This window comes from Streptomyces sp. NPDC027672 (assembly GCF_055566335.1).
On record NZ_JBVHSO010000001.1, the window covers coordinates 534,384 to 556,728 of the forward strand.

At 72.3% G+C, this 22,345-nt stretch carries 21 protein-coding genes and 1 pseudogene; 14 read left to right on the forward strand and 8 right to left on the reverse strand.

The genetic code is table 11. The features are described from left to right. The first annotated feature begins 3 nt into the window (after nt 1-3). Nucleotides 4-1,614 (forward strand): N-acyl-D-amino-acid deacylase family protein, encoded by a 1,611-nt coding sequence (locus ACZ4SV_RS02370; RefSeq protein WP_468000781.1) that lies wholly within the window; start codon nt 4-6, stop codon nt 1,612-1,614. Between the two features lie 17 nt (nt 1,615-1,631). Here the strand turns inward: ACZ4SV_RS02370 and ACZ4SV_RS02375 are convergent, their stop codons facing one another. Next, nucleotides 1,632-2,522, reverse strand: a complete 891-nt coding sequence (locus ACZ4SV_RS02375) for a S1 family peptidase (protein ID WP_468000783.1) — start codon at nt 2,520-2,522, stop codon at nt 1,632-1,634. Between the two features lie 226 nt (nt 2,523-2,748). Here ACZ4SV_RS02375 and ACZ4SV_RS02380 point away from each other — a divergent pair, with 226 nt between their 5' ends. Further along, nucleotides 2,749-3,960, forward strand: coding sequence for a pyridoxal phosphate-dependent aminotransferase (locus ACZ4SV_RS02380; RefSeq protein WP_468000785.1), 1,212 nt, complete (start codon nt 2,749-2,751; stop codon nt 3,958-3,960). Nucleotides 3,961-4,048: 88 nt separating this feature from the next. Continuing rightward, nucleotides 4,049-4,441: pseudogene (locus ACZ4SV_RS02385) on the forward strand (SCO4983 family protein); the annotation flags it as partial. A gap of 340 nt (nt 4,442-4,781) precedes the next feature. On the opposite strand, the gene ACZ4SV_RS02390 reads toward ACZ4SV_RS02385, so the two are convergent. After that, nucleotides 4,782-6,605: a phosphoenolpyruvate carboxykinase (GTP) gene (locus ACZ4SV_RS02390; protein ID WP_468000787.1), complete on the reverse strand. Its 1,824-nt coding sequence runs from the start codon at nt 6,603-6,605 to the stop codon at nt 4,782-4,784. 310 nt (nt 6,606-6,915) lie between these two features. On the opposite strand from ACZ4SV_RS02390, the gene trhA reads away from it, so the two are divergent. From trhA to ACZ4SV_RS02405, 3 genes are all read left to right on the forward strand, one after another. Next, the gene (trhA, locus tag ACZ4SV_RS02395; RefSeq protein ID WP_365882890.1) at nt 6,916-7,629 is read left to right on the forward strand and encodes a PAQR family membrane homeostasis protein TrhA; all 714 of its coding nucleotides are present in this window, start codon (nt 6,916-6,918) and stop codon (nt 7,627-7,629) included. A 138-nt stretch (nt 7,630-7,767) separates the two neighbouring features. After that, complete coding sequence (locus ACZ4SV_RS02400; protein WP_365882888.1) at nt 7,768-8,427, forward strand: TetR/AcrR family transcriptional regulator; 660 nt, start codon at nt 7,768-7,770, stop codon at nt 8,425-8,427. Nucleotides 8,428-8,460: 33 nt separating this feature from the next. After that, a complete protein-coding gene (locus ACZ4SV_RS02405; protein ID WP_468000790.1) occupies nt 8,461-9,180 on the forward strand; it encodes a Mut7-C RNAse domain-containing protein in 720 nt (239 codons plus the stop codon). A 32-nt stretch (nt 9,181-9,212) separates the two neighbouring features. Here ACZ4SV_RS02405 and ACZ4SV_RS02410 read toward each other — a convergent pair whose 3' ends face one another. From ACZ4SV_RS02410 to mca, 3 genes are all read right to left on the reverse strand, one after another. After that, entirely contained in the window at nt 9,213-11,243 is a 2,031-nt protein-coding gene (locus ACZ4SV_RS02410; protein WP_365882884.1) for a thioredoxin domain-containing protein, read from the reverse strand. Between the two features lie 186 nt (nt 11,244-11,429). Next, the gene (locus ACZ4SV_RS02415) at nt 11,430-11,666 is read right to left on the reverse strand and encodes a hypothetical protein (RefSeq protein WP_468000792.1); all 237 of its coding nucleotides are present in this window, start codon (nt 11,664-11,666) and stop codon (nt 11,430-11,432) included. After that, on the reverse strand, nt 11,659-12,540 hold the full coding sequence (gene mca, locus ACZ4SV_RS02420; protein WP_468000794.1) for a mycothiol conjugate amidase Mca: 882 nt from the start codon (nt 12,538-12,540) through the stop codon (nt 11,659-11,661). Before mca ends, ACZ4SV_RS02415 begins: the two co-directional genes overlap by 8 nt. A 159-nt stretch (nt 12,541-12,699) precedes the next feature. Between mca and ACZ4SV_RS02425 the strand changes: the two genes are divergently transcribed. Continuing rightward, nucleotides 12,700-13,098: a DUF4307 domain-containing protein gene (locus ACZ4SV_RS02425; RefSeq protein ID WP_365878134.1), complete on the forward strand. Its 399-nt coding sequence runs from the start codon at nt 12,700-12,702 to the stop codon at nt 13,096-13,098. 190 nt (nt 13,099-13,288) lie between these two features. Next, nucleotides 13,289-13,786, forward strand: a complete 498-nt coding sequence (gene greA, locus ACZ4SV_RS02430) for a transcription elongation factor GreA (protein WP_365878132.1) — start codon at nt 13,289-13,291, stop codon at nt 13,784-13,786. A 105-nt stretch (nt 13,787-13,891) separates the two neighbouring features. Here greA and ilvA read toward each other — a convergent pair whose 3' ends face one another. After that, on the reverse strand, nt 13,892-15,118 hold the full coding sequence (gene ilvA, locus ACZ4SV_RS02435; RefSeq protein ID WP_365878130.1) for a threonine ammonia-lyase: 1,227 nt from the start codon (nt 15,116-15,118) through the stop codon (nt 13,892-13,894). A gap of 162 nt (nt 15,119-15,280) precedes the next feature. Here ilvA and ACZ4SV_RS02440 point away from each other — a divergent pair, with 162 nt between their 5' ends. From ACZ4SV_RS02440 to ACZ4SV_RS02450, 3 genes are all read left to right on the forward strand, one after another. After that, nucleotides 15,281-15,787 carry a MarR family winged helix-turn-helix transcriptional regulator gene (locus tag ACZ4SV_RS02440; RefSeq protein WP_365878144.1) on the forward strand — a complete coding sequence of 169 codons (507 nt, stop codon included), beginning with the start codon at nt 15,281-15,283 and terminating at the stop codon, nt 15,785-15,787. 97 nt (nt 15,788-15,884) lie between these two features. After that, nucleotides 15,885-16,388 (forward strand): sigma factor-like helix-turn-helix DNA-binding protein, encoded by a 504-nt coding sequence (locus ACZ4SV_RS02445; RefSeq protein WP_468000797.1) that lies wholly within the window; start codon nt 15,885-15,887, stop codon nt 16,386-16,388. 103 nt (nt 16,389-16,491) lie between these two features. After that, entirely contained in the window at nt 16,492-16,746 is a 255-nt protein-coding gene (locus ACZ4SV_RS02450; RefSeq protein WP_468000799.1) for a hypothetical protein, read from the forward strand. Nucleotides 16,747-16,877: 131 nt separating this feature from the next. Here ACZ4SV_RS02450 and ACZ4SV_RS02455 read toward each other — a convergent pair whose 3' ends face one another. Continuing rightward, complete coding sequence (locus ACZ4SV_RS02455) at nt 16,878-18,032, reverse strand: cystathionine gamma-synthase (protein ID WP_468000801.1); 1,155 nt, start codon at nt 18,030-18,032, stop codon at nt 16,878-16,880. Between the two features lie 155 nt (nt 18,033-18,187). On the opposite strand from ACZ4SV_RS02455, the gene ACZ4SV_RS02460 reads away from it, so the two are divergent. Both ACZ4SV_RS02460 and msrA read left to right on the forward strand, forming a co-directional pair. Then, nucleotides 18,188-19,306 (forward strand): hypothetical protein, encoded by a 1,119-nt coding sequence (locus tag ACZ4SV_RS02460; protein ID WP_468000803.1) that lies wholly within the window; start codon nt 18,188-18,190, stop codon nt 19,304-19,306. Between the two features lie 94 nt (nt 19,307-19,400). Then, nucleotides 19,401-20,066, forward strand: coding sequence for a peptide-methionine (S)-S-oxide reductase MsrA (msrA, locus tag ACZ4SV_RS02465; RefSeq protein WP_468000805.1), 666 nt, complete (start codon nt 19,401-19,403; stop codon nt 20,064-20,066). Between the two features lie 68 nt (nt 20,067-20,134). Here the strand turns inward: msrA and ACZ4SV_RS02470 are convergent, their stop codons facing one another. Next, entirely contained in the window at nt 20,135-21,175 is a 1,041-nt protein-coding gene (locus ACZ4SV_RS02470; protein WP_365876225.1) for an NAD(P)-dependent alcohol dehydrogenase, read from the reverse strand. A gap of 173 nt (nt 21,176-21,348) precedes the next feature. Here ACZ4SV_RS02470 and ACZ4SV_RS02475 point away from each other — a divergent pair, with 173 nt between their 5' ends. Then, nucleotides 21,349-22,257, forward strand: a complete 909-nt coding sequence (locus ACZ4SV_RS02475) for a helix-turn-helix transcriptional regulator (protein WP_365876226.1) — start codon at nt 21,349-21,351, stop codon at nt 22,255-22,257. The last annotated feature ends 88 nt before the right edge of the window (nt 22,258-22,345 follow it).

The following is a 22,345-nucleotide window of genomic DNA, read 5'->3' on the forward strand; positions in this document are numbered from 1 at the left end:
CGCGTGGAGGACCTGGTCATCCGGGACGCCGAGGTCGTCGACGGCAGCGGGGCGGACTCCTACCGCGCCGACGTGGTCCTCGACGGTGGCCGGATCGTCTCGATCGTCAAGGAGGCCGCCGCCGCGGGCTGCCAGCGGCCCGGCGCGACACGGGAGCTGGACGCGGAGGGCCTGGTCCTCTCCCCGGGCTTCATCGACATGCACGCCCACTCCGACCTGGCCCTGCTGCGCGACCCCGACCACAGTGCGAAGGCCGCGCAGGGGGTCACGCTGGAGGTGCTCGGGCAGGACGGGCTGTCGTACGCGCCGGTGGACGACCGCACGCTCCAGGAGGTGCGGCGGGCGATCACCGGCTGGAACGGGTACGGCGACGACGTCGACTTCGACTGGCGGGACGTCGGCGGGTACCTGGACCGGCTGGACCGCGGGATCGCCGTGAACGCGGCCTACCTCGTCCCGCAGGGCACGGTCCGGGCGCTGGTGGTCGGCTGGGAGGACCGCGAAGCCACCCCGGCGGAGCTGGACCGGATGCGGCGGCTGGTCGCCCAGGGGCTGGAGCAGGGCGCGGTGGGCATGTCGTCGGGGCTGACGTACACGCCCGGCATGTACGCCGAGGAGTCCGAACTGACCGAGCTGTGCCGGGTGGTGGCGTCCTACGGCGGCTACTACTGCCCGCACCACCGCTCCTACGGCGCCGGCGCGCTGGAGGCGTACGCCGAGATGGTCGCCCTCGCCCGGGAGGCGGACTGCCCGCTGCACCTCGCGCACGCGACGATGAACTTCGGCGTGAACGAGGGCCGGGCGCCCGACCTGCTGGCGCTGCTCGACGGGGCCCTGGCGGCGGGCGCGGACATCACGCTGGACACCTATCCGTACACGCCCGGCTGCACCACCCTGGCGGCGCTGCTGCCGAGCTGGGCGAGCGAGGGCGGCCCGGAGGAGGTTTTGGCCCGGCTCGCCGACCCGGCGACGGCCGCGCGCATCCGGCACGACCTGGAGGTCACCGGCTCCGACGGCTGCCACGGCGTGCCCGTGGACTGGGACACCGTCGAGATCTCCGGGGTGGCCGATCCGGCGCTCGGCGACTTCGTGGGCCGCACCGTGCGGGAGGCGGCCGGCCTGCGCGGCGAGTCCTGCTGGGCCACGGCCCGGCACCTGCTGGTGCGGGACCGGCTCGGCACGACGGTCCTCCAGCACGTCGGGCACGAGGAGAACGTCCGCGCCATCATGCGCCACCGCGCGCACACCGGCGGCTCCGACGGCATCCTGCGCGGCAGCAAGCCGCACCCGCGGGCCTACGGCACCTTCCCGCGCTACCTCGGGCACTACGTACGGGAGCTGGGGGTGCTGACGCTGGAGGAGTGCGTCGCCCACCTCACCTCCCGGCCCGCGGCGCGGCTGCGGCTGCCGGACCGCGGGCTGGTGCGCGAGGGGTACCGGGCCGACCTGGTCCTGTTCGACCCGGAGACGGTCGCGCCCGGTGCCACCTTCGCGGAGCCCCGGGCGCTGCCGTCCGGCATCCCGTACGTGCTGGTCGACGGCCGGTTCGTCATCGAGGACGGCCGGCGCACGGACGTCCTGGCCGGGCGGGCGGTCCGCCGTACCCCGGTGTGACCGCCCGCCGGCGGCGGTTACGGCTTGGGCAGGGTGCAGCCGGCCGCGCTCAGGTTGAGCTTGTTGCCGGTGGTGAAGCAGGCCGGGATGTTGTATATCTCCTGGGCGTAGTTGATGCCCTGGCGGACGGTGACGTTGCCGCTCGCGTCGACCTCGCACGGGTTGTTCACCGTGCAGCGCTCGCCGTCCTCGTTGCCGGTGTTGTTGACGGCGACGACCTTGCCGGTGGCGGTGTCGATCACCGGCGAGCCCGAGGTGCCGCCGATGGTGTCGCAGGCGGAGGTGTAGCGGACCGAGTCCTTGAAGGTCCAGTCGCCTTCCTTCAGCCGGTACACGAACCCGTCTATGTTGCAGCTGTAGATCCGCTTCCAGTAGCCGGACACCACCTTGATGCCGGTGCCGGCCACCGGGTGGGTGTTCTGCACGGTGAGCGGGCTGATGCCGTAGGAGCTCTTGATGGCCGCGTACGTCGTGGTGGTGCGGTAGATCGTGACGTCCGTGTCCGTCATGGTCGAGTAGACGACCTGGTTGGCGCGGAGAGTGGCGATCTTGGTGCCGGCGGAGTTCAGCAGGCCGAAGGTCCGGCTGGAGGACTGACCGGTGATCACCTGGCCGGCGCCCGGCATGCCCGTCTCCAGGCAGTGGCCGTTGGTCAGCACGAGGGCCGGGTCGGTGTCGGCGGAGTTGGGAAAGCGGATGACCGAGCCGGAACAGTTGCTGAGCGAGACGGTGCCGGCGAAGTCGACGGTGACGGCGGCGGCCTTGGCGGCGTGCGGGGCGGCGGCCTGGACGGCGGTGGCCTGGGCGGCGCTGTGCGGGGCTGCGCTGTGCGGCGCGGCGAGCGCCGGCGTGGCGCCCAGTCCGGCTGTCGCCAGGACGGTGAGGACGGCAAGGAGAGGCTTCTTCACGTGGGGGTCCCCTTACGACGGGGGCGACCGGAGGTCTTCCGGCCGCCCCACTCGGTTGTCATGCGCATTCTCAGCAGCACGAGGGGGCGGGGACAAGAAGCAGCGTCAGGTCATAGGGGTTTCCCTGTGCGGCGCGGCAGCCGGGCGGCGGCTCCGGCGGGACGCGGTGTCTCACGTGGCGGGAAACACCGTCCATGACGGGTAACCGGGCCGTAAGCTCGCGGACATGCAGGTGATCCAGTCGACCAAGCTCGCCAACGTCTGTTACGAGATCCGGGGCCCGGTTCTCGAAGAGGCCATGCGGCTTGAGGCGGCGGGCCACCGCATCCTCAAGCTGAACACCGGCAACCCGGCCGCCTTCGGTTTCGAGTGCCCCCCGGAGATCCTGGAGGACATCCTCCGCAACGTCTCCACCGCGCACGGCTACGGTGACGCCAAGGGCCTGCTGGCCGCCCGCCGCGCGGTCGTGATGCACAACCAGACCCTCGGCATCGAGACGGACGTCGAGCACGTCTTCATCGGCAACGGCGTCTCCGAGCTGATCGTGATGGCGATGCAGGGCCTGCTGGACGACGGCGACGAGGTGCTGGTCCCGGCCCCGGACTACCCGCTGTGGACGGCGGCTGTCTCGCTGTCCGGCGGCACCGCCGTGCACTACCGCTGCGACGAGCAGTCCGACTGGATGCCCGACCTCGCCGACGTCGAGCGCAAGGTCACCGACCGCACCAAGGCGATCGTCGTCATCAACCCGAACAACCCCACGGGCGCGGTATACGACGAGACGGTGCTGCGCGGGCTGACGGACATCGCCCGCCGGCACAACCTGCTGGTTTGCTCCGACGAGATCTACGACAAGATCCTCTACGACGGCGCCACGCACACCCCGACCGCGAAGGTCGCGCCCGATCTGCTGACCCTCACCTTCAACGGCATGTCGAAGGCGTACCGGGTGGCCGGCTACCGCGTCGGCTGGATGGCGGTCTCCGGCCCGCGCGCCCACGCCGACTCCTACATCGAGGGCCTGACGATCCTGGCGAACATGCGGCTGTGCGCCAACATGCCGGGCCAGCACGGCGTGGTCGCCGCGCTCGGCGGACGCCAGTCGATCAACGACCTGGTGCTGCCGGGCGGCCGGCTGAAGGAGCAACTGGACGTCGCCTACGACCTGCTCACCCAGATCCCGGGCGTCACCTGCGTACGGCCCAAGGGGGCGCTGTACCTCTTCCCGCGGCTGGATCCGGGCGTCTACAAGGTCAAGGACGACCGGCAGCTCGTACTGGACCTGCTGCGCCAGGAGAAGATCATGGTCGTCCAGGGCACGGGCTTCAACTGGCCGGAACCGGATCACTTCCGGGTGGTGACCCTGCCCACGGTCGGCGACCTGAAGGACGCGATCACCCGGATCGGCGCGTTCCTGGACCGGTACGGCCGGGCGTAACCGCCGGACCGCCTTCCATGACCCGACTCAACTTTAGACGAAATCTAAGCTAAGATGGTTTCCTGTCAGCGCACAGGAGGCCATCCCCATGTACGAACCGATCCGCACCAAGTCGGTGCACAGCACGATGGCCGGCACCTCCTCGGACTTCCCCCACCGGTCGCGCGAGGAGGAGCTGGACATCCAGCTCGCCGGGCACCTCGCCGCGCTGCTCACGGTCACCGACGAGCTGCGCGCCCTGACCCCGTCCGCCGACCTGGACACGGCCGCGGAGCGGCTGGCGGCCCAGGTGGCCCGGCTGCGCGCGGGACGTGCACCGCTGCGCGCGGCGCCGGCCGCGGCGGGCGATCCGGACGCGCTGCACCGGCGGGCGCACGCGCTCGCGGGCCGGGCGCTCGTGGTCGCCGCCTCGCGTGCGGACACGGCGGCGGCCATCCTCGCGGCCGAGCGGATGGACGCCCACGACGCCGCCCTGACCCCGGCCGGACCCGCCGCCCCGACGGCACTCACGCCGACCGGCCCCGCCGCCCCAAAGACGCTCAGCCCGGCCGGTCCCGCCGGCCCGAAGACCCTCACCCCGGCCGGCTGACCCCGCCCGAAGGCGCCTGGTCAGCCCCGGCCCGCCGACCCCTCCCGGGGTCCCCCGACGGCCCCGGTCCGCGTGCACCCGCAGCGACGCGCGGACCGGGCGCCACACATCAAGAACCCGGGGCCCCGCACGCCGTTGTGCGGGGCCCCGGGCGGGTGTTCACCGCGGCCGGCCGTGACGATCGCTGGTCAGGGCACATCCGGGCCGGCCGCGGAGTCTCGCGGGCGCGGGCTCAGCCCAGGCGCTCCACCAGCGCGTGGTACTGGTCCCACAGCTCCTTCGGGGTGTGGTCGCCGAAGGTGTTCAGGTGCCCGGGGATCAGGGCGGCCTCCTCGCGCCAGACCTCCTTGTCGACGGTGAGCAGGAAGTCCAGGTCGGACGCGGACAGTTCGAGCCCGTCGGTGTCCAGCGCCTCCTTGGCCGGCAGGATGCCGATCGGGGTCTCGACGCCTTCGGCCCGGCCCTCCAGCCGCTCCACGATCCACTTCAGGACGCGGGAGTTCTCGCCGAAGCCCGGCCAGACGAACGCGCCCTCGTCGTTCTTCCGGAACCAGTTGACGTAGTAGATCTTCGGCAGCTTCGACCGGTCACGGTCCTTGGCCACCTCGATCCAGTGGGCCATGTAGTCGCCCATGTTGTAGCCGCAGAACGGCAGCATCGCGAACGGGTCGCGGCGCAGCTCGCCGACCTTGCCCTCGGCCGCGGCGGTCTTCTCGGAGGCCACGTTGGCGCCGAGGAAGACGCCGTGGTTCCAGTCGAAGGACTCCGTCACCAGCGGCACCGCCGTGGCCCGCCGGCCGCCGAAGAGGATCGCCGAGATCGGCACGCCCCTGGGGTCCTCCCACTCGGGCGCGATGGTCGGGCACTGCGCGGCCGGCACGGTGAAGCGGGCGTTGGGGTGGGCGGCCGGGGTCACGGAGGCCGGCGTCCAGTCGTTGCCCTTCCAGTCGGTCAGCCGGGCCGGGGGCTCCTCGGTCATGCCCTCCCACCACACGTCGCCGTCGTCGGTGAGCGCGACGTTGGTGAAGACCGCGTTGCCCCACAGGGTCTTCATCGCGTTGGCGTTGGTGTGCTCGCCGGTGCCGGGCGCGACGCCGAAGAAGCCGGCCTCGGGGTTGATGGCGTAGAGCCGGCCGTCCTCGCCGAAGCGCATCCAGGCGATGTCGTCACCGACGGTCTCCACGGTCCAGCCGGAGATCGTGGGCTCCAGCATGGCGAGGTTGGTCTTGCCGCAGGCGGAGGGGAAGGCGGCGGCCACGTACTTGGCCTCGCCCTGCGGCGGGGTGAGCTTCAGGATGAGCATGTGCTCGGCCAGCCAGCCCTCGTCGCGGGCCATGACGGAGGCGATGCGCAGGGCGTAGCACTTCTTGCCGAGCAGGGCGTTGCCGCCGTAGCCGGAGCCGAAGGACCAGATCTCACGGGCCTCCGGGAAGTGCGAGATGTACTTGGTCCGGTTGCAGGGCCAGGGCACGTCCTCCTGGCCGGGCTCCAGCGGGGCGCCGAGGGTGTGCACGGCCTTGACGAACTCGCCGTCCTCGCCCAGCTCTTCGAGCACGGCGCTGCCCATGCGGGTCATGGTGCGCATGGAGACGGCCACGTACGCGGAGTCGGTGATCTCCACGCCGAGCGCGGACAGCGGGGAGCCGAGCGGGCCCATGCAGAACGGCACGACGTACATCGTGCGGCCCCGCATCGAGCCCCGGAACAGGCCGTTGTCGCCGGTGAAGATCTCCCGCATCTCGGCGGGCGCCTTCCAGTGGTTGGTCGGGCCCGCGTCCTCCTCCCGCTCGGAGCAGATGAAGGTGCGGTCCTCGACGCGCGCGACGTCGGTCGGGTCGGAGGCGGCGTAGTAGGAGTGCGGGCGCTTGACCGGGTCCAGCTTCTTGAACGTTCCCCTGGCGACCAGTTCCTCGCACAGCCGCTCGTACTCGGCCTCGGAGCCGTCGCACCAGACCACGCTGTCCGGCTGCGTCAGTTCGGCGATCTCGTTGACCCACGAGACCAGTTCCCGGTGGTGGGTGGGGACGACGGTGGGAGCCGCGTTGTCGCGCGCCACGATTGCTCCTAAGTGAGGGTTTTTTGTTGGTTCGCCCCGTGGGGGCCGCGACCCGGATGCTTCGTAGCCGCTCATCCGGTGCCGACCGCACTCATTTGATCATCCGAGGTTAGCGCCCATATGTCCAGAGGGCATCACAGGTGAGCGGAGTGACGAATCCCACGATGTCCACGGGCTTTTACGACCACTTCCACGGTTCTTTGCGTTCTCGTGGAGTACATCTGAAGGATTTTTTGCCCGACGGGGCACGGTGGCCCGGATGCCGGTGCACTGACGGTCGCTTCACGACGGCCTCGGTACGATGCGGCACATGACTGCGTCCGTTCCCGACGTGCCCACGGACCCGCCGGCCGCCGGCCGCGGTCCCGTCCCGCTCTCGTTGCCGCACCCGGTGAAGCCCCGTCTGCGCGGCTGGCTCCATCTCGGCATGTTCCCGGCCGTACTCATCGCGGGCCTCGTGCTCACCGCCCTCGCCGACTCCCCCAGAGGCCGCATCGCCTGCGGTGTCTACGCCCTGACGGCCTGTCTCCTCTTCGGCGTCAGCGCGCTCTACCACCGGGGCGACTGGAGCCCCCGGATGGACGGCGTGCTGCGCCGCCTGGATCACGCCAACATCTTCCTGATCATCGCGGGCACCTACACCCCGCTGACCCTGCTCCTCCTGCCCGGCTCGAAGGGCCGCTGGCTGCTGTGGAGCATCTGGGCCGCCGCGGTGGCCGGCATAGTCTTCCGCGTCTTCTGGGTCGGCGCCCCGCGCTGGCTCTACACGCCCTGCTACATCGCGATGGGCTGGGCGGCCGTCTTCTTCCTGCCGGACTTCCTGCACACCGGCGGCGTCGCCGTCCTGCTCCTGGTGGTCGTCGGCGGCCTGCTGTACAGCGCCGGCGGGGTGATCTACGGCATCAAGCGCCCGAACCCGTCACCGCGCTGGTTCGGCTTCCACGAGGTCTTCCACTCCTTCACCCTCGCCGCGTTCGTCGTCCACTACGTCGGCATCTCGCTGGTGGCGTACCAGCACGCGTAGTCCCGGTCCGCCCGCACGCACGGCCACGGCTCCCCGCGAGCCGTGGCCGTTCGCCGTCCGCCCGGCGCACGGCTCGGGAGAGGGGTTCCGGCCGTGACCGCCGGCACGGCGGACGGCGGATGCCGGACAATGACCGGCATGACGGCCGTACACTCCCCCACCTCCTCCGCCACCCCCGCCGCCCCCGCCGCTCCGCCCGGCGGGCCCCGTCCCGGCCTGCGGGAACGCAAGAAGGCCAAGACCCGGGAGGCGATCCGCGCGGCGATGTACGCGCTGGTCGAGGAGCAGGGCTACGACGCCACGACGATCGACCGGATCGCCGAGCGGGCCGAGGTGTCGCCGTCGACCGTCTTCCGGTACTTCCCCACCAAGGAGGACATCGTCCTCACCCACGAGTACGACCCGCTGATCCTGGAGGAGATCCGGCGGCGGCCCGCGGACGAGCCCTGGCCGCGGACCCTGCGGTACGCGCTGCGGCGGGCCGTCCGGCTGAGCATGGCACAGGACACCCGGACCGTCCGGCTGCGCACCCGCCTCATGGTGCGGGTGCCCGCGGTGCGCTCGCGGATGACCGAGAGCATGTCGGTCACCGGCCGGACGCTCTGCCAGGCCGTCGCCGAGCGCACCGGCCGCGACCCGGACGGCCTGGAGGTGCGGGTCTACGCCATGTCGCTGATCGGAGGTCTGCTGGAGACCTTCCTGTACTGGGCCGAGCGGGACCACCAGGACGATCTGCCGGCCCTCGTCGACCGCACCCTGGACGTCCTGGAGCACGGGCTGCCCCGGGAGAACCGCTGAGGCCCGCGCCGCGCGCCGTGCGATCCTGACGGAGTGAACGGTCCCGAGATCCACGTCGAAGTCGCCCCCGAACTGAGTCTGTTCGTGCCGGCCGCCCGCCGCGGCGCGGCCACCGCGCTGGCCACCGACGGGGTCTCGACCCTCGGCCACGTCGTCGAGTCCCTCGGCGTCCCGCTCACCGAGGTCGGCGCCCTCGTCGTGAACGGCCGTACCGTCCCGCCCTCGCACGTGCCCGGACCGGCCGAGCGGGTCGCCGTCCGGCCGGTGGAACGGCCCCAGCGGGTGCCCGGCGCGCCGCTGCGCTTCCTCCTCGACGTCCACCTCGGCACGCTGGCCCGCCGGCTGCGGCTGCTCGGCGTGGACACGGCGTACGAGTCGACGGACATCGGCGACCCGGCGCTCGCCGCCCGCTCCGCCGCCGAGAAGCGGGTCATGCTCAGCCGGGACCGCGGTCTGCTGCGCCGCCGGGAGCTGTGGGCCGGCGCGTTCGTCTACAGCACCCGGCCCGACGACCAGCTCCAGGACGTCCTGGACCGCTTCGCTCCCGAGCTGCGCCCCTGGTCGCGCTGCACCGCCTGCAACGGTCCGCTGAGGGACGCCACCAAGGAGGAGGTGGCCGACCGCATCGAGGGCGGCACCCTGCGCTCCTACGACGTCTTCGCCCAGTGCGCGGACTGCGGGCGCGCGTACTGGAAGGGCGCGCACCACGATCAGCTCCAGGCCATCGTGGAACGCGCCCTCAAAAAGCGCTGAGCCGCCCGGCCCGCCCGGCGGGCCGGGACCGGTCAGGGCGCCGTCAGTCTCGCCCGCAGCGCCTCGGGGTCCGTCACCGGCAGGTCGCAGACGAAGCCGCGGCAGACGTAGGCGGCCGGTGCGCCGTCGATGAGGGTGCGGCCGGCCAGCAGCGGGAACTCCTCGCCGTCCGGGACGCCACAGGCGACGACCGCGCCCGGGGCGGTGCCGAGCAGGGCCGTACGGTGCAGGGCGGCCGTCCGCTCGTCGGCCCCCGCGGGGCCCACGACGGCCACCTCGCGCGGCCCGTCGAGCAGCGCCTCGGCGACGGCCAGCCCCCACCCGACGAACCGGGGCACGCGCGGGCCGAGCGTCTTCACGATCCCGAGCGCCCGCTCGGCGGCGGCCCGGTGCGGCTCGGAACCGGTCTGCGCGGCGTAGCCGAGCAGCGCGCCGGCCGCGGCGGTCCAGCCAGAGGGCGCGGCGTTGTCGGTGGGGTCCTGCGGCCGGCGGATGAGCTGCTCGGCGTCGGAGGCGGTGTCGTACAGGGCGCCGGTCGCCGGGTCGGTGAACCGGGCCAGGACGTGGTCGAGCAGCAGTCCGGCGAAGTCGAGCCAGACGCCCTCCCCGGTGACGGCGGCGAGCGCGAGGAAGCCCTCGGCGACATCGCCGTAGTCCTCCAGCACGCCGGCGTTGGGGCCGACCCGGCCGTCCTTGCTGGTGCGGGCGAGCCGGGCGTGTTCGTCCAGGTGGACGCGGACGAGCAGATCGGCGGCGCCGAGCGCGGCCTCGACCAGGTCGGGCCGGTCGAAGTAGGCGCCGGTCTCGGCGAGCGCGGCGACGGCCAGGCCGTTCCAGGCGGCGACCACCTTGTCGTCGCGGCCGGGTGCGGGCCGCCGCGCCCGGGCGTCGAGCAGCCGGCGCCGGACGGAGGCGACCTTGTCGGCGTCGAACACGCCCTCGGTCTGCGGGAGCTGCAGGACGGACTGCCCGTGCTCGAAGGTGCCCTCCGCGGTCACGCCGAAGTACTGGGCGGCGAGTGCGGCGTCGTCGCCGAGGACGTCGGCGAGCTGCCCGGGCGTCCAGACGTAGTACGCCCCTTCCACGTGCCGTCCGGTGCCGTCGTCGCTGTCGGCGTCGAGGGCGGAGGCGAACCCGCCCTGCTCGGTGCGCAGTTCGCGGACGAGGAAGTCGGCGGTCTCCAGCGCGACCCGCCGGGCCAGATCCGATCCGGTGGCCCGCCACAGATGCGCGTACACCCGGCACAGCAGGGCGTTGTCGTACAGCATCTTCTCGAAGTGGGGCACGGTCCAGTCGCGGTCCACGGAGTAGCGGGCGAAGCCGCCGCCGAGCTGGTCGTAGATCCCGCCCCGCGCCATCCGCTCACAGGTGTCCCGGGCCATCTCGAGCGCGCCCTCGGCGCCCGTGCGCGCGTGGTGGCGCAGCAAAAACTCCAGCACCATGGACGGCGGGAACTTGGGCGCGCCGCCGAATCCGCCGCGCTGCGGGTCGTACTCGCGGGTGAGCCCGAGGAGTGCCTGGGCGAGTTCCTGCTCGCCGGGCGCCTCGGCGGCCTGCCGGACCATCTCGCGCTGGGCGAGATCGCGGACGATCTTCCCGGCGACCTCGCCGACCTCGTCGCGCCGGGTGGTCCACGCCTGCCGGACGCCCTCCAGCACCTGCCGGAAGGAGGGCGAGCCGTGCCGCGGGACGGGCGGGAAGTAGGTGCCGAAGTAGAACGGCTCGGCGTCGGGCGTGAGGAAGACGGTCATGGGCCAGCCGCCGTGCCCGGTGGCCGCCTGCACGGCCTCCATGTAGACGGCGTCCACGTCCGGCCGCTCCTCGCGGTCGACCTTGACGCTGACGAAATGCTCGTTCAGGTAGTCCGCGGTGGCCTGGTCCTCGAAGGACTCGTGCGCCATGACGTGGCACCAGTGACAACTGCTGTACCCGACGCTCAGCAGTACGGGTCTGCCCGTCCTGCGGGCCTCGTCGAAGGCCTCGGCCGACCACGGCCACCAGTCGACGGGGTTGTCGGCGTGCTGGAGCAGGTACGGGGACGTCTCATGGGCCAGTCGGTTCACCGTTCCACTCTCCCACGGGCCCCGGCACCGCGGAGAAACGAATGCGCACCGGGCGCGCCCCGCCCCGCGGCCCCCCGCGCGGGCGGCCGCGGCGCTCCGGCGGCACCGGCGGCCGCGCACGGCTGCGGACCGCCACGCCCGTGCGGTGACGGGCGTGGCGGTGCCGGCGGGGCGCCGGCCCCCGGGTCAGCCCCGCTGCGGTGCGGAGCCGGCCGGCTCCGCACCGGCCTCCGGGGTCTCCTTGAAGTCGACCTTCCGCATGTGCTTGCTCATGGACTTCATCAGCCCCCACACGGCCAGGGCCATCACCGCGAAGACGATGAAGCCGAGGATGCCGGGGGTGACCTTGTTCTGGTCGACCTCCTTGGCGAGGGGGACCAGGTGCGTCACTGCCAGGCTCACGCTTGCGCTCATGTCAGGCATTGTCCCGGATGCCCGCGAAGAGGTCGTCCTCGGGGAGGGAGGTATCGACGAGAGACTTCGCCAGCTCGTACTCCTCGGTCGGCCAGACCTCCTTCTGGATCTCCATCGGCACCTTGAACCAGCCGCCGTCCGGGTCGATCTGCGTGGCGTGGGCGATCAGCGCCTTGTCACGGATCTCGAAGAACTCCGCGCACGGGACGTGCGTGGTCAGCGTGCGCTCGGTGCGCTGCACCTCGTCCCAGCGCTTGAGCCAGTCCCCGTACGGCGACTCCAGGCCGCGGTCGACCAGGGCCTGGTGCAGTGCCTCGGTGCGCGGCCGGTTGAAGCCCTGGTTGTAGTAGAGCTTCAGCGGCTGCCAGGCGGGCCCGAACTCCTCCTCCGGGTACTTCAAGGTGTCCGCCGCGCCCTCGAACGCCACCATGGAGATCTTGTGGGTCATGATGTGGTCGGGGTGCGGGTAGCCGCCGTTCTCGTCGTAGGTGGTGATCACCTGCGGGCGGAAGGCACGGATCCTGCGCACCAGCTCGCCGGCCGCGTGGTCGACGTCCTCCAGGGCGAAGCAGCCCTCGGGCAGCGGCGGCAGCGGGTCGCCCTCGGGCAGCCCGGAGTCGACGAAGCCGAGCCAGTCCTGCTTGACGCCGAGGATCTCGCGCGCCTCGTCCATCTCCTTCTTGCGTACCTCGTGGATGTGCTCCTCGATGTACCTGTCGCCCTGCAGCTTGGGATTGAGGATGGACCCGCGCTCGCCGCCGGTGCAGGTCACCACCAGCACGTCCACCCCCTCGGACACGTACTTCGCCATGGTGGCCGCGCCCTTGCTCGACTCGTCGTCGGGGTGCGCGTGAACGGCCATCAGTCGCAACTGGTCAGTCAAGACTCAATCCTCGGTAACTCGGCGCCCCCGTGGCTTCGGGCGCGATCAAACTGGTGTCGTCCCGAAGGGACATCCCTGAGGGGTGGCGGTCGGGTCGCGGTCGGGAGGCTTCTATAGTGACCCAATCGGGGGGCTAATAATTCCGCGGAGAGGACGATCATGAGTACCGCGAGCACGCGGCTGCCCGAGGGCCGCTACGGCCGCTCCTCGGACGAGCGCGCCGACCGCAAGCTCAAGATCGCCGGTACGGTGCTGGGCGCGGCGCTGCTCGCACTGGTCGGCTACTTCGCCTACCACTACGTCGCGCAGAACGAGATCAGCGGCGAGGTCATCACCTTCCAGGCGTCCGACGACGCGGTCGCGATCCATCTGGAGGTCCGCAAGGACGCCGGCACCGCCGGCTACTGCACGGTGCGGTCCCAGTCGGGCGACGGCGCCGAGGTCGGCCGGGCCGACTTCCGCTTCTCCGGGCCGGCCACCCGGATCGACAAGGTGGTCACGCTCCGTACGACCGCGCGGGGCACCACGGCCCAGTTGCTGGGCTGTCACGCCGGCTGACGACTGCCGGACACTCCCCGGTTTCACCCGGAATACGTACATCCTCACCTGCGTTGATGTAACTTTGACGGCTTATGTCCTCCCCCTTTCGCCCATGAATTGTTAGGCTCGTGGTTTCGCCCATCCATGAGGGAACATTCTTCTGGGTAGGGCGATGCTTTGTATTCCCAGTACCGACGAGGAGCACCCTGTGACCCAGACCAGCGAGAACGTCACCTGGCTGACCCAGGAGGCGTACAACAAGCTCAAGGACGAGCTTGAGTACCTTACTGGTCCTGCGCGCACGGAGATCGCCGCCAAGATCGCGGCCGCGCGCGAGGAGGGCGACCTGCGCGAGAACGGCGGGTACCACGCGGCCAAGGAGGAGCAGGGCAAGCAGGAGCTGCGTGTGCGCCAGCTGACCCAGCTCCTCGAGAACGCCAAGGTCGGCGAGGCGCCGGCCGCGGACGGCGTGGTCGCGCCCGGCATGGTCGTCACGATCGCCTTCGACGGTGACGAGGACGACACCCTGACGTTCCTGCTCGCCTCCCGCGAGTACGCGAGCTCCGACATCGAGACGTACTCCCCGCAGTCCCCGCTGGGCTCGGGCGTCCTCGGCCACAAGGTCGGCGACGACGCGCAGTACGAACTGCCGAACGGCAAGAAGGCCTCCGTACGGATCCTGAAGGCCGAGCCCTACACGAGCTGAGCCGGCCTCCCGGCCCGCTTCGAAGCCCCCGGCGCCCTCAGGGCGGCCGGGGGCTTCGTCACAGGCCCCCGGCACCCCGCCCGGAAGGCGGCCGGCCGGACGGGGTCAGGCGATGACCGGGTAGCCGGCGTCCCGCAGCGCCCGGCCGACCTCCGCGCAGTGCTCCGGCCCCTCGGTCTCCAGGTGCAGCTCCACCTCGGCCTCCGTGAGCCCGAGCCGCGGATCGGTGCGGACGTGGCTCACGTCGAGCACGTTGGCGTCGACCGCCGACAGCACCCCGAGCAGCGTGGCCAGCGCGCCCGGCCGGTCGGTCAGCCGCAGCCGCACCGCCAGATACCGGCCCTGCGCGGCCATGCCGTGCCGCAGCACGCGCTGCATCAGCACCGGGTCGACATTGCCGCCGGACAGCACCGCGACGACCGGGCCGTCGAAACGTTCCGGCGCGGCCAGCAGCGCGGCGACCGGACTCGCCCCGGCCGGCTCCACCACCAGCTTGGCCCGCTCCAGGCACAGCAGCAGCGCCGCGGACAACTGGTCCTCGCTCACCGTCCGCACCTCGTCCACCAGCTCGCCGACGATCCCGAACGGCACCGCGCCCGGCCGGCCCACCCGGATGCCGTCGGCCATCGTCGCCGGGCTCTCCAGCGACACCGGATGCCCGGCGGCCAGCGAGGGCGGGTAACAGGCGGCGCCCTCCGCCTGCACACCGACGATCCGCACGTCCGGCCGCAGCGCCTTCACCGCCACCGCGATCCCGGCCGCGAGCCCGCCGCCGCCCATGCCGACGACGATCGTGCGCACCTCCGGGCACTGCTCCAGGATCTCCAGCCCGACCGTGCCCTGGCCGGCGATCACGTCCGGGTGGTCGAAGGGGTGGATGAACACCGCGCCGGTCGCCGCCGCGTACTCCTGCGCCGCGGCCAGCGTCTCGTCGACCACCTGACCGTGCAGGCGCACCTCCGCGCCGTACTCCCGGGTCGCGCTGACCTTCGGCAGCGGCGCGCCCCGCGGCATGAACACGGTGGCGTGCACGCCCAGCAGCGAGGAGGCCAGCGCCACGCCCTGCGCGTGGTTGCCCGCGCTCGCGGCCACCACTCCGGCCGCCCGCTCCTCCGGCAGCAGCCCGGCGATCCGCACATAGGCGCCGCGCAGCTTGAACGAGCCGGTCCGCTGGAGGTTCTCGCACTTCAGGTGCACCGGCGCGCCGACCGTCCGGGACAGGTACCGGCTGCTCTCCAGCGCGGTCTCGCGAGCCACGCCCGAGAGCATCTTCCGGGCGCCGCGCACGTCGTCGAGGGTGACGGAGGACAGGAAGGCCGTGCGGTAGCTCATGACTCCAGCATCGCAGTTCGCCCGTGCGCGCGACGGGTGTGCCCAAGCTGCGAGACCGGGTTTGCGCAGCGCCGGTACGGCCCGCCGCCGGGCCGCGTACCCTGTCCCCCAACCCAGCAGCCCTCATGAAGTGAGCCTCCGGCCATGCCCACAACACCAGAAATGTCGATGGACATGACGACCGTCGGTGACACCGGTCTTCTCGATACCCTCCAGCACGAGGTGGCGGTGTTCGCCCGCCGCGCCGAACAGACCCGGCTCGGCGGTGTGGGGCAGGTGCGCAACTCCATGGACCGTGCCGCCTACCTGCTGCTCAACCGCCTGGACAAGGAAGGCCCGATGGGGGTCAAGGCACTCGCGGCCAGCATGGGCATCGACTCCTCCACGGTGACCCGGCAGGTGGCGCCGCTGGTCGACAGCGGGCTGGTGAAGCGCACCTCGCACCCGGAGGACGGGCGCGCGGTGGTGCTCCAGTTGTCGCCGCGCGGCACCGCCCGGCTGGAGGAGGTGCGCTCGTCCAGGCGCCGGCTCATGGACGAGCTGACGCACGACTGGGCGCCGGCGGAGCGCGAGCAGTTCTGCGCGCTCCTGACCCGCTTCAACGACGCGCTCTCCGCGCGGATGACGGTGCAGGCCGTTCCGGCGGCGGAGCAGCCTCCGGCCTCCTGAGCGCGTATCCGGGCATGTCCGACGTCTTGACCCCGGGGCCGCCACCGGCCTGATGATGAGACCGGGTCCGGACAGGACCCCGTCGGGGGGAGGCGCGGTGCGTGAGCGGCAGCGGGCCCGCGGTGACCGCCGGGCCCGGGAGTTCGAGGCGTTCGTCGCGGGCGCGGCCGGTCGGCTGCTGCACACGGCCACGCTGCTCACCGCGGAGCCGCCGGACGCCAACCCGCGCGCACGGCGCCTGCTGACCCTCGCGCTCGCCCACACCTACGCCGACTGGGACCGGCTGCGCGGCGAGGACCCGTACGACCGCGCCCGCCAGCACCTCGCCACCCGCTTCGCGCGCACCGTCTGGCACCGCCGCGCCGTCCCCGGCCGCGCCCGGCCGGACCCGCGCGGCCCGCTCGCCGCGCTCACCCCGCGCGAGCGGCTGGTACTCGTCCTGCGGCTGTACGAGGGGGTGGCCGAGGAACAGACGGCGGCGCTGCTCGGGCTGCCCGGGGAACGCGTGCGCACCCTCTGCGACCGGGCGACGGCCACCGTGCTGCATCCGGCCCGGCGGACACCGCCCCACCCGGCGGCCCCAACGGCGGCACCGTCATGACCCGGTCACGGCCGTCCCGCGGCGCACCCCGCGGCCGCTTCGCGCGGGACGGCGGGACGGGTGGGGCGGCAGTCCCCGCGCCCGGCCGGAACCGGAGCGCGCGGTGAAGCGGAGGGAACGGGAGGCCGCGGTACGGCGGGTCATGGAGCGGGCGGCCGTGCCGGTGCCGCCGGAGCTGCACGCGGACGCGGTGCGCCACGGCGACCGGCTGCTGCGCCGCCGCCGGCTCGTCCGCCGGGTGCTGGGGCTGCTGGCGTGCGCGGCGGCCGTGGCGTTCGCCGTGTGGACGGCCGGCGCCCGCCCGTGGGCGGAGCCGCCCTCGGGGACGACCCCACCGGTCACCGGCTGGCAGCCCTAGACCCCGGCCGGCCGACCGCGCCGTCCCCCGGAGGCGGACGGGAACGGCCGGACGGGAAACGGCCGGACGGGAACGGCCGGACGGGAAACGGCCGGACGGGAACGGCCGGACGGGAAACGGCAGGCCGGGCTTTAGCCGAGGGCCTGCTTGAGGTCCTCGATCAGGTCGTCGACGTTCTCGATGCCGACGGACAGACGCACCAGATCGTCCGGGACCTCAAGCTGCGAGCCGGCCACGGAGGCGTGCGTCATCCGGCCGGGGTGCTCGATGAGGGACTCGACACCGCCGAGGGACTCGCCCAGGGTGAACACCTCGGTACGGCCGCACACCTGGAGCGCGGCCTCCTCGCCGCCCGCGACGCGGAACGACACCATGCCGCCGAACGCCCTCATCTGCTTGACGGCGACGTCGTGGCCGGGGTGGTCGGGCAGCCCCGGGTAGGCCACGGAGGTCACGCGCGGGTGCCGGGTCAGCATGTCGGCGATCTTCGTGGCGTTCTCGCTGTGCCGGTCCATGCGCACCGCGAGGGTCTTCGTGCCGCGCAGCACCAGCCAGGAGTCGAAGGGGCCGGCGACGGCGCCCATCGCGTTCTGGTGGTAGGCCAGCTCCTCGCCCAGCGCCTGGTCGGCGACGATCAGCGCACCGCCGACCACGTCCGAGTGGCCGCCCATGTACTTCGTCAGGGAGTGCACGACGACGTCCGCGCCGAGCGACAGCGGCTGCTGGAGGTAGGGAGTGGCGAAGGTGTTGTCGACGACCAGCCTGGCACCCGCGTCGTGGGCGACCTGGGCGACGGCGGCGATGTCGGTGATGCCGAGGAGCGGGTTGGACGGGGTCTCCACCCAGACGGCCTTCGTCTTCGGCGTGATCGCGGCGCGGACCGCGGCCGGGTCGCTGGTGTCGGCGACCGACCACTGCACGCCCCAGCGGGTGACCACCTTGGCGAACAGCCGGAAGGTGCCGCCGTAGGCGTCGTCCGGGATCACCACGTGGTCGCCGGGGCTGAGCAGCGTGCGCAGCAGTGTGTCCTCGGCGGCCAGGCCGGAGGCGAAGGCCAGGCCGCGGCGACCGCCCTCCAGCGCGGCGAGGTTCTCCTCCAGCGCGGTCCGGGTCGGATTGGCGCTGCGGCTGTACTCGTAGCCGCCGCGCAGCCCGCCGACGCCGTCCTGCTTGTAGGTGGAGACCTGGTAGATCGGCGGGACGACCGCGCCGGTAAGGGGATCCGCGGTGTTGCCCGCGTGGATCGCCAGGGTCTCGAAGTGGTCACTGATATGCCTGTCGCTCATGTGCATCGAGCCTAATGCGCCCGGCCGGATCGTGACGCACGCCAAGAGGGGGCTCGCCGGGTTCCGCCCGCTTGCCGTCAAGCTCTGATCGGGAGTTATCCACAGGCGGGCGGCGGGGTTCGCCATTTGTCCGCGGGGTCTGGTTCGCTTGAGGCATGGCGACTCTCTGGCTGCTGACGGCACTGCTCATGCTGGGCTTCGTCCTGCTCCCGCTCCTGCGGCGCAGGCGCGGCGTGATCGAGCGCGTCCACCCCGGACACCCGGACGCCGCCGACCCCGCGGCCTACGGCTTCGTGCGCCAGGAAGACCTGGACGTGCGCCTGCCCGGCCCGGACGAGGACCTGCTCCAGGCCCTCGACCTGGTGCAGCGCACCCAGGACTACCGGACGGCGGCCCAGTTGCTGGCCGGCACCGAGACCGCGGGCGAACTGCGCTGGCAGCGGGTGCAGGCGTTCGCCGGCGCCGCCGCGCTGGAGCTGCGGCAGCGGCCCGGCGGGGTGCACGAGACGCCGGGCGGCCAGTGGCTGCGGGTGTGGCGGGCCGAGCGGCCCAAGGACGCGGGCGGCGCCGCCGTGCACGCGGAGTTCCTGGTCCAGCAGGCGTGGCGGACGGCGACGCCGGGCACGGACGAGTTCCGGATCATCATGGAGGAGGCCCGGACGCTGTGCGCGGAGGCCGCCCTGCTGGCCCCCGGCGACCCGGTGCCGTACGTCATAGAACTGTCCGTCGCGCGCGGGCTGGCCTATCCGCCGGACGAGTTCGAGCGGCTGTGGCGGAAGATCCTCGACCGCGCCCCGCATCACATGGGCGCGCATCTGGCGGCGCTGCACCACTGGTGCGAGAAGTGGCACGGCTCGCGCGAGCAGGCGTACGCCTTCGCCGAGACCGCCGCCGCCCGCGCTCCTGAGGGTTCGCTGCTGGCCGCGCTGCCGCTGTTCGCGGTGTTCGAGCACCTCCCGGAGGTGAACCTGGTCAGGAGCTTCTACCAGAGCGAGGTCGTCACCAAGGCGATCCACGGCGCCCTGCACGCGACGCACGCGGCCCTCCCCGACGACCCGACGCTCCCGCACGTGCGGCACCTGCTGGTCTACTTCCTGGTCAGCGCCGAGCGCTGGGCGGAGGCCATGGACCAGCTCCTCCACGTGGACGGGCATGTCGGTGCGCTGCCGTGGACCCTGTCCGACGACCCGGCCGCCGCCTTCGCCCTCCACCGCGCCCTGGCGGTCGGCGGCTACGAGGCCAACGGCGGCACCCCGGCGGGCCTGCCGGGCTGATCAGGACCGGAATGCCCGGCGTCCGCCGGACGTTGTGAGAGTGTCGGCGCCGCGCAGGCGGCCGGCACTCCTACCCGACCGACAGGGAGACCCGATGCTCTTCGGCCGCACCCCCCAGCTGCCCACCCCCGAGCAGGCGCTCAAGGGCCGCCCCGCACTCGCCTACGAGGTCCCCGACCGCCACACCGTCCTCGGTACGCCGCTGCTCGGACCGTACCCCGAGGGTCTGGAGACCGCCGACTTCGGCCTGGGCTGCTTCTGGGGCGCGGAGCGCGCGTTCTGGCAGCTTCCGGAGGGTGTGTACACGACCCTGGTGGGCTACCAGGGCGGTTACACGGAGAACCCGACGTACGAGGAGGTCTGCTCGGGCCTGACCGGCCACACGGAAGCGGTCCGGGTGGTCTACGACCCGCGGCTGATCTCGTACGACCAGTTGCTGAAGACCTTCTGGGAGTCGCACAACCCGACCCAGGGCTTCCGCCAGGGCAACGACGTGGGCACGCAGTACCGTTCGGCGATCTACACCCACACCCCGGAGCAGGCCGCGGTGGCCGAGGCGTCCCGCGAGGCCTACCAGAAGGTCCTGACCGGCTCGGGCCACGGCACGATCACCACGGAGATCCTCCCGGCCGAGGGCCGCGTCTTCTACCCGGCGGAGGCGTATCACCAGCAGTACCTGGACAAGAACCCGGGCGGCTACTGCGGCCTCGGCGGGACCGGCGTGTCCTGCCCGATCGGACTCGCACGCGCCGAGGGCTGAGTCGTGCGCCGGGGGCGGGGCCGGGCGGGTGCCCGGTCCCGCCCCCCGGACGGTTGTACGGCTGATTGTCAGATCGTCGCCGTGTCGATCACGAAGCGGTAGCGGACGTCGCTCGCCAGTACCCGCTCGTACGCCTCGTTGACCTGCGCCGCGTCGATCAGCTCGATCTCGGCGCCGATGCCGTGCTCGGCGCAGAAGTCCAGCATCTCCTGGGTCTCGCGGATGCCGCCGATCATGGAGCCCGCGAGGGTCTTGCGGCCGCCGATCAGGGAGAACAGGTTGAGCTCGACCGGCTCCTCGGGGGCGCCCACGTTGACCAGCGCGCCGTCCACCTTCAGCAGCGACAGCAGCGCGCCGAAGTCCATCGGGGCGGACACGGTCGAGACGATCAGGTCGAAGGTGCCGGCCAGGTCCTCGAAGGTCTTCGGGTCGCTGGTGGCGTAGTAGTGGTCGGCGCCCAGCTTCAGGCCGTCGTCCTTCTTGCGCAGGGACTGGGACAGGACGGTGACCTCGGCGCCCATGGCGTGCGCCAGCTTGACGGCCATGTGGCCGAGCCCGCCCAGGCCGACGACCGCGACCTTCTTGCCGGGGCCCGCGTTCCAGTGGTGCAGCGGGGAGTAGGTGGTGATGCCCGCGCACAGCAGCGGCGCGGCCACGTCCAGGGAGAGGCCGTCGGGGATGCGCAGGACGAAGTTCTCGTCGACGACGATCTTCTCGGAGTAACCGCCGTAGGTGGGCCGGCCGTCCTTGCCGACGGCGTTGTAGGTGCCGACCATGCCGCGCAGGCAGTACTGCTCCTCGCCGCGCAGGCAGTTCTCGCACTCACGGCAGGAGTCGACCATGCAGCCGACGCCCACCCGGTCGCCGGCCTTGAACTTCGTCACACCGGGGCCGACCTCGGAGACGACGCCCGCGATCTCGTGACCGGGGACCATCGGGAAGGTCGCTTCGCCCCAGCCCTCCCGGACCTGGTGGATGTCGGAGTGGCAGATGCCGGCGAACTTGATGTCGATCAGGACGTCGTGCTCGCCGACCGCGCGCCGCTCGATGGTCGTCCGCTCCAGCGGGGCCTTCGCGGCGGGCGCGGCGTACGCGGCAACAGTGGTCATGCCGGGGATCTCCTAGCGAGGGGGGTCTCGTGCCCGGCTGCCTTCCGCCGGGCACGGCGTCCAGCCTGCCGCGTGGGCGGGCGTTCACCCAGACCACGGTCTTACGTACGACCGCTGTGCGTACCACCAGCAGTGTCAGGCTCCGGTGCGTAGGACCAGGAATACTGGAGGGCATGGAGAGCAGGGACGAGCAGCCGGACGCGACGACGGCCACCGGCCGGACCCTGGACCGGCGGGCGGAGCTGAGCGAGTTCCTGCGCAGCCGGCGGGCCCGGCTGAAGCCGGAGGACGTGGGACTGGCCGGTTTCGGACGGCACCGCAGGGTGCCGGGGCTGCGCCGGGAGGAGCTGGCGCAGCTCGCCGGGGTGTCGGTGGCGTACTACACCCGGCTGGAGCAGGGCAACGGCCGGAACGTGTCGGCGGAGGTGCTGGACTCGATCGCCCGGGCGCTGCGGCTGACGGACGCCGAGCACGCGCACCTGACGCATCTGGCCAAGCCGACGGCGCACAAGAAGAAGCCGGCGGCCCGCCAGCAGCAGGTGCGCGGGGCGCTGCGGCAGCTCCTGGAGACGATGGACGGGGTGCCGGCGTACGTGGTGGGCCGGCGGGCGGAGATCCTCGCCTGGAACCGGATGGCGGCGGCCGTCTTCGGCGACTGGGCGGAGCTGGTGCCGGCCGAGCGGAACTGGGCGCGGCTGGTCTTTCTGCGCCCGGAGTACCGGGAGCTGTTCGTCGACTGGGAGCAGAAGGCGATCGACATCGTGTGCGCGCTGCGCATGGACGCGGGCTGCTATCCGGACGATCCCCGGCTGTCGGCGCTGGTGGGCGAGCTGTCGGTGAAGAGCGAGGAGTTCCGCCGGCTGTGGGCCACGCACGACGTCAAGGAGAAGAGCCATGGCGTCAAGGAGCTGCACCATCCGCTGGTGGGCGCGCTCGCGCTGCACTTCGAGAGCTTCCGGCTGACCGACGGCTCGGACCAGTCCCTGATCACCTACCACGCGGCGCCGGACACGCCCACCGCCGAGTCGCTGCGCCTGCTGGCGAGCTGGGGCGCGGACGCGACCCGGACGGTCTCGTCCTAGGACACCGGACGGTGTCGTCCCAGGACACCGGGCGGGAGGGGCACGACGGCGGACGGCCCGCGGCAAGCAGACGCTTGCCGCGGGCCGT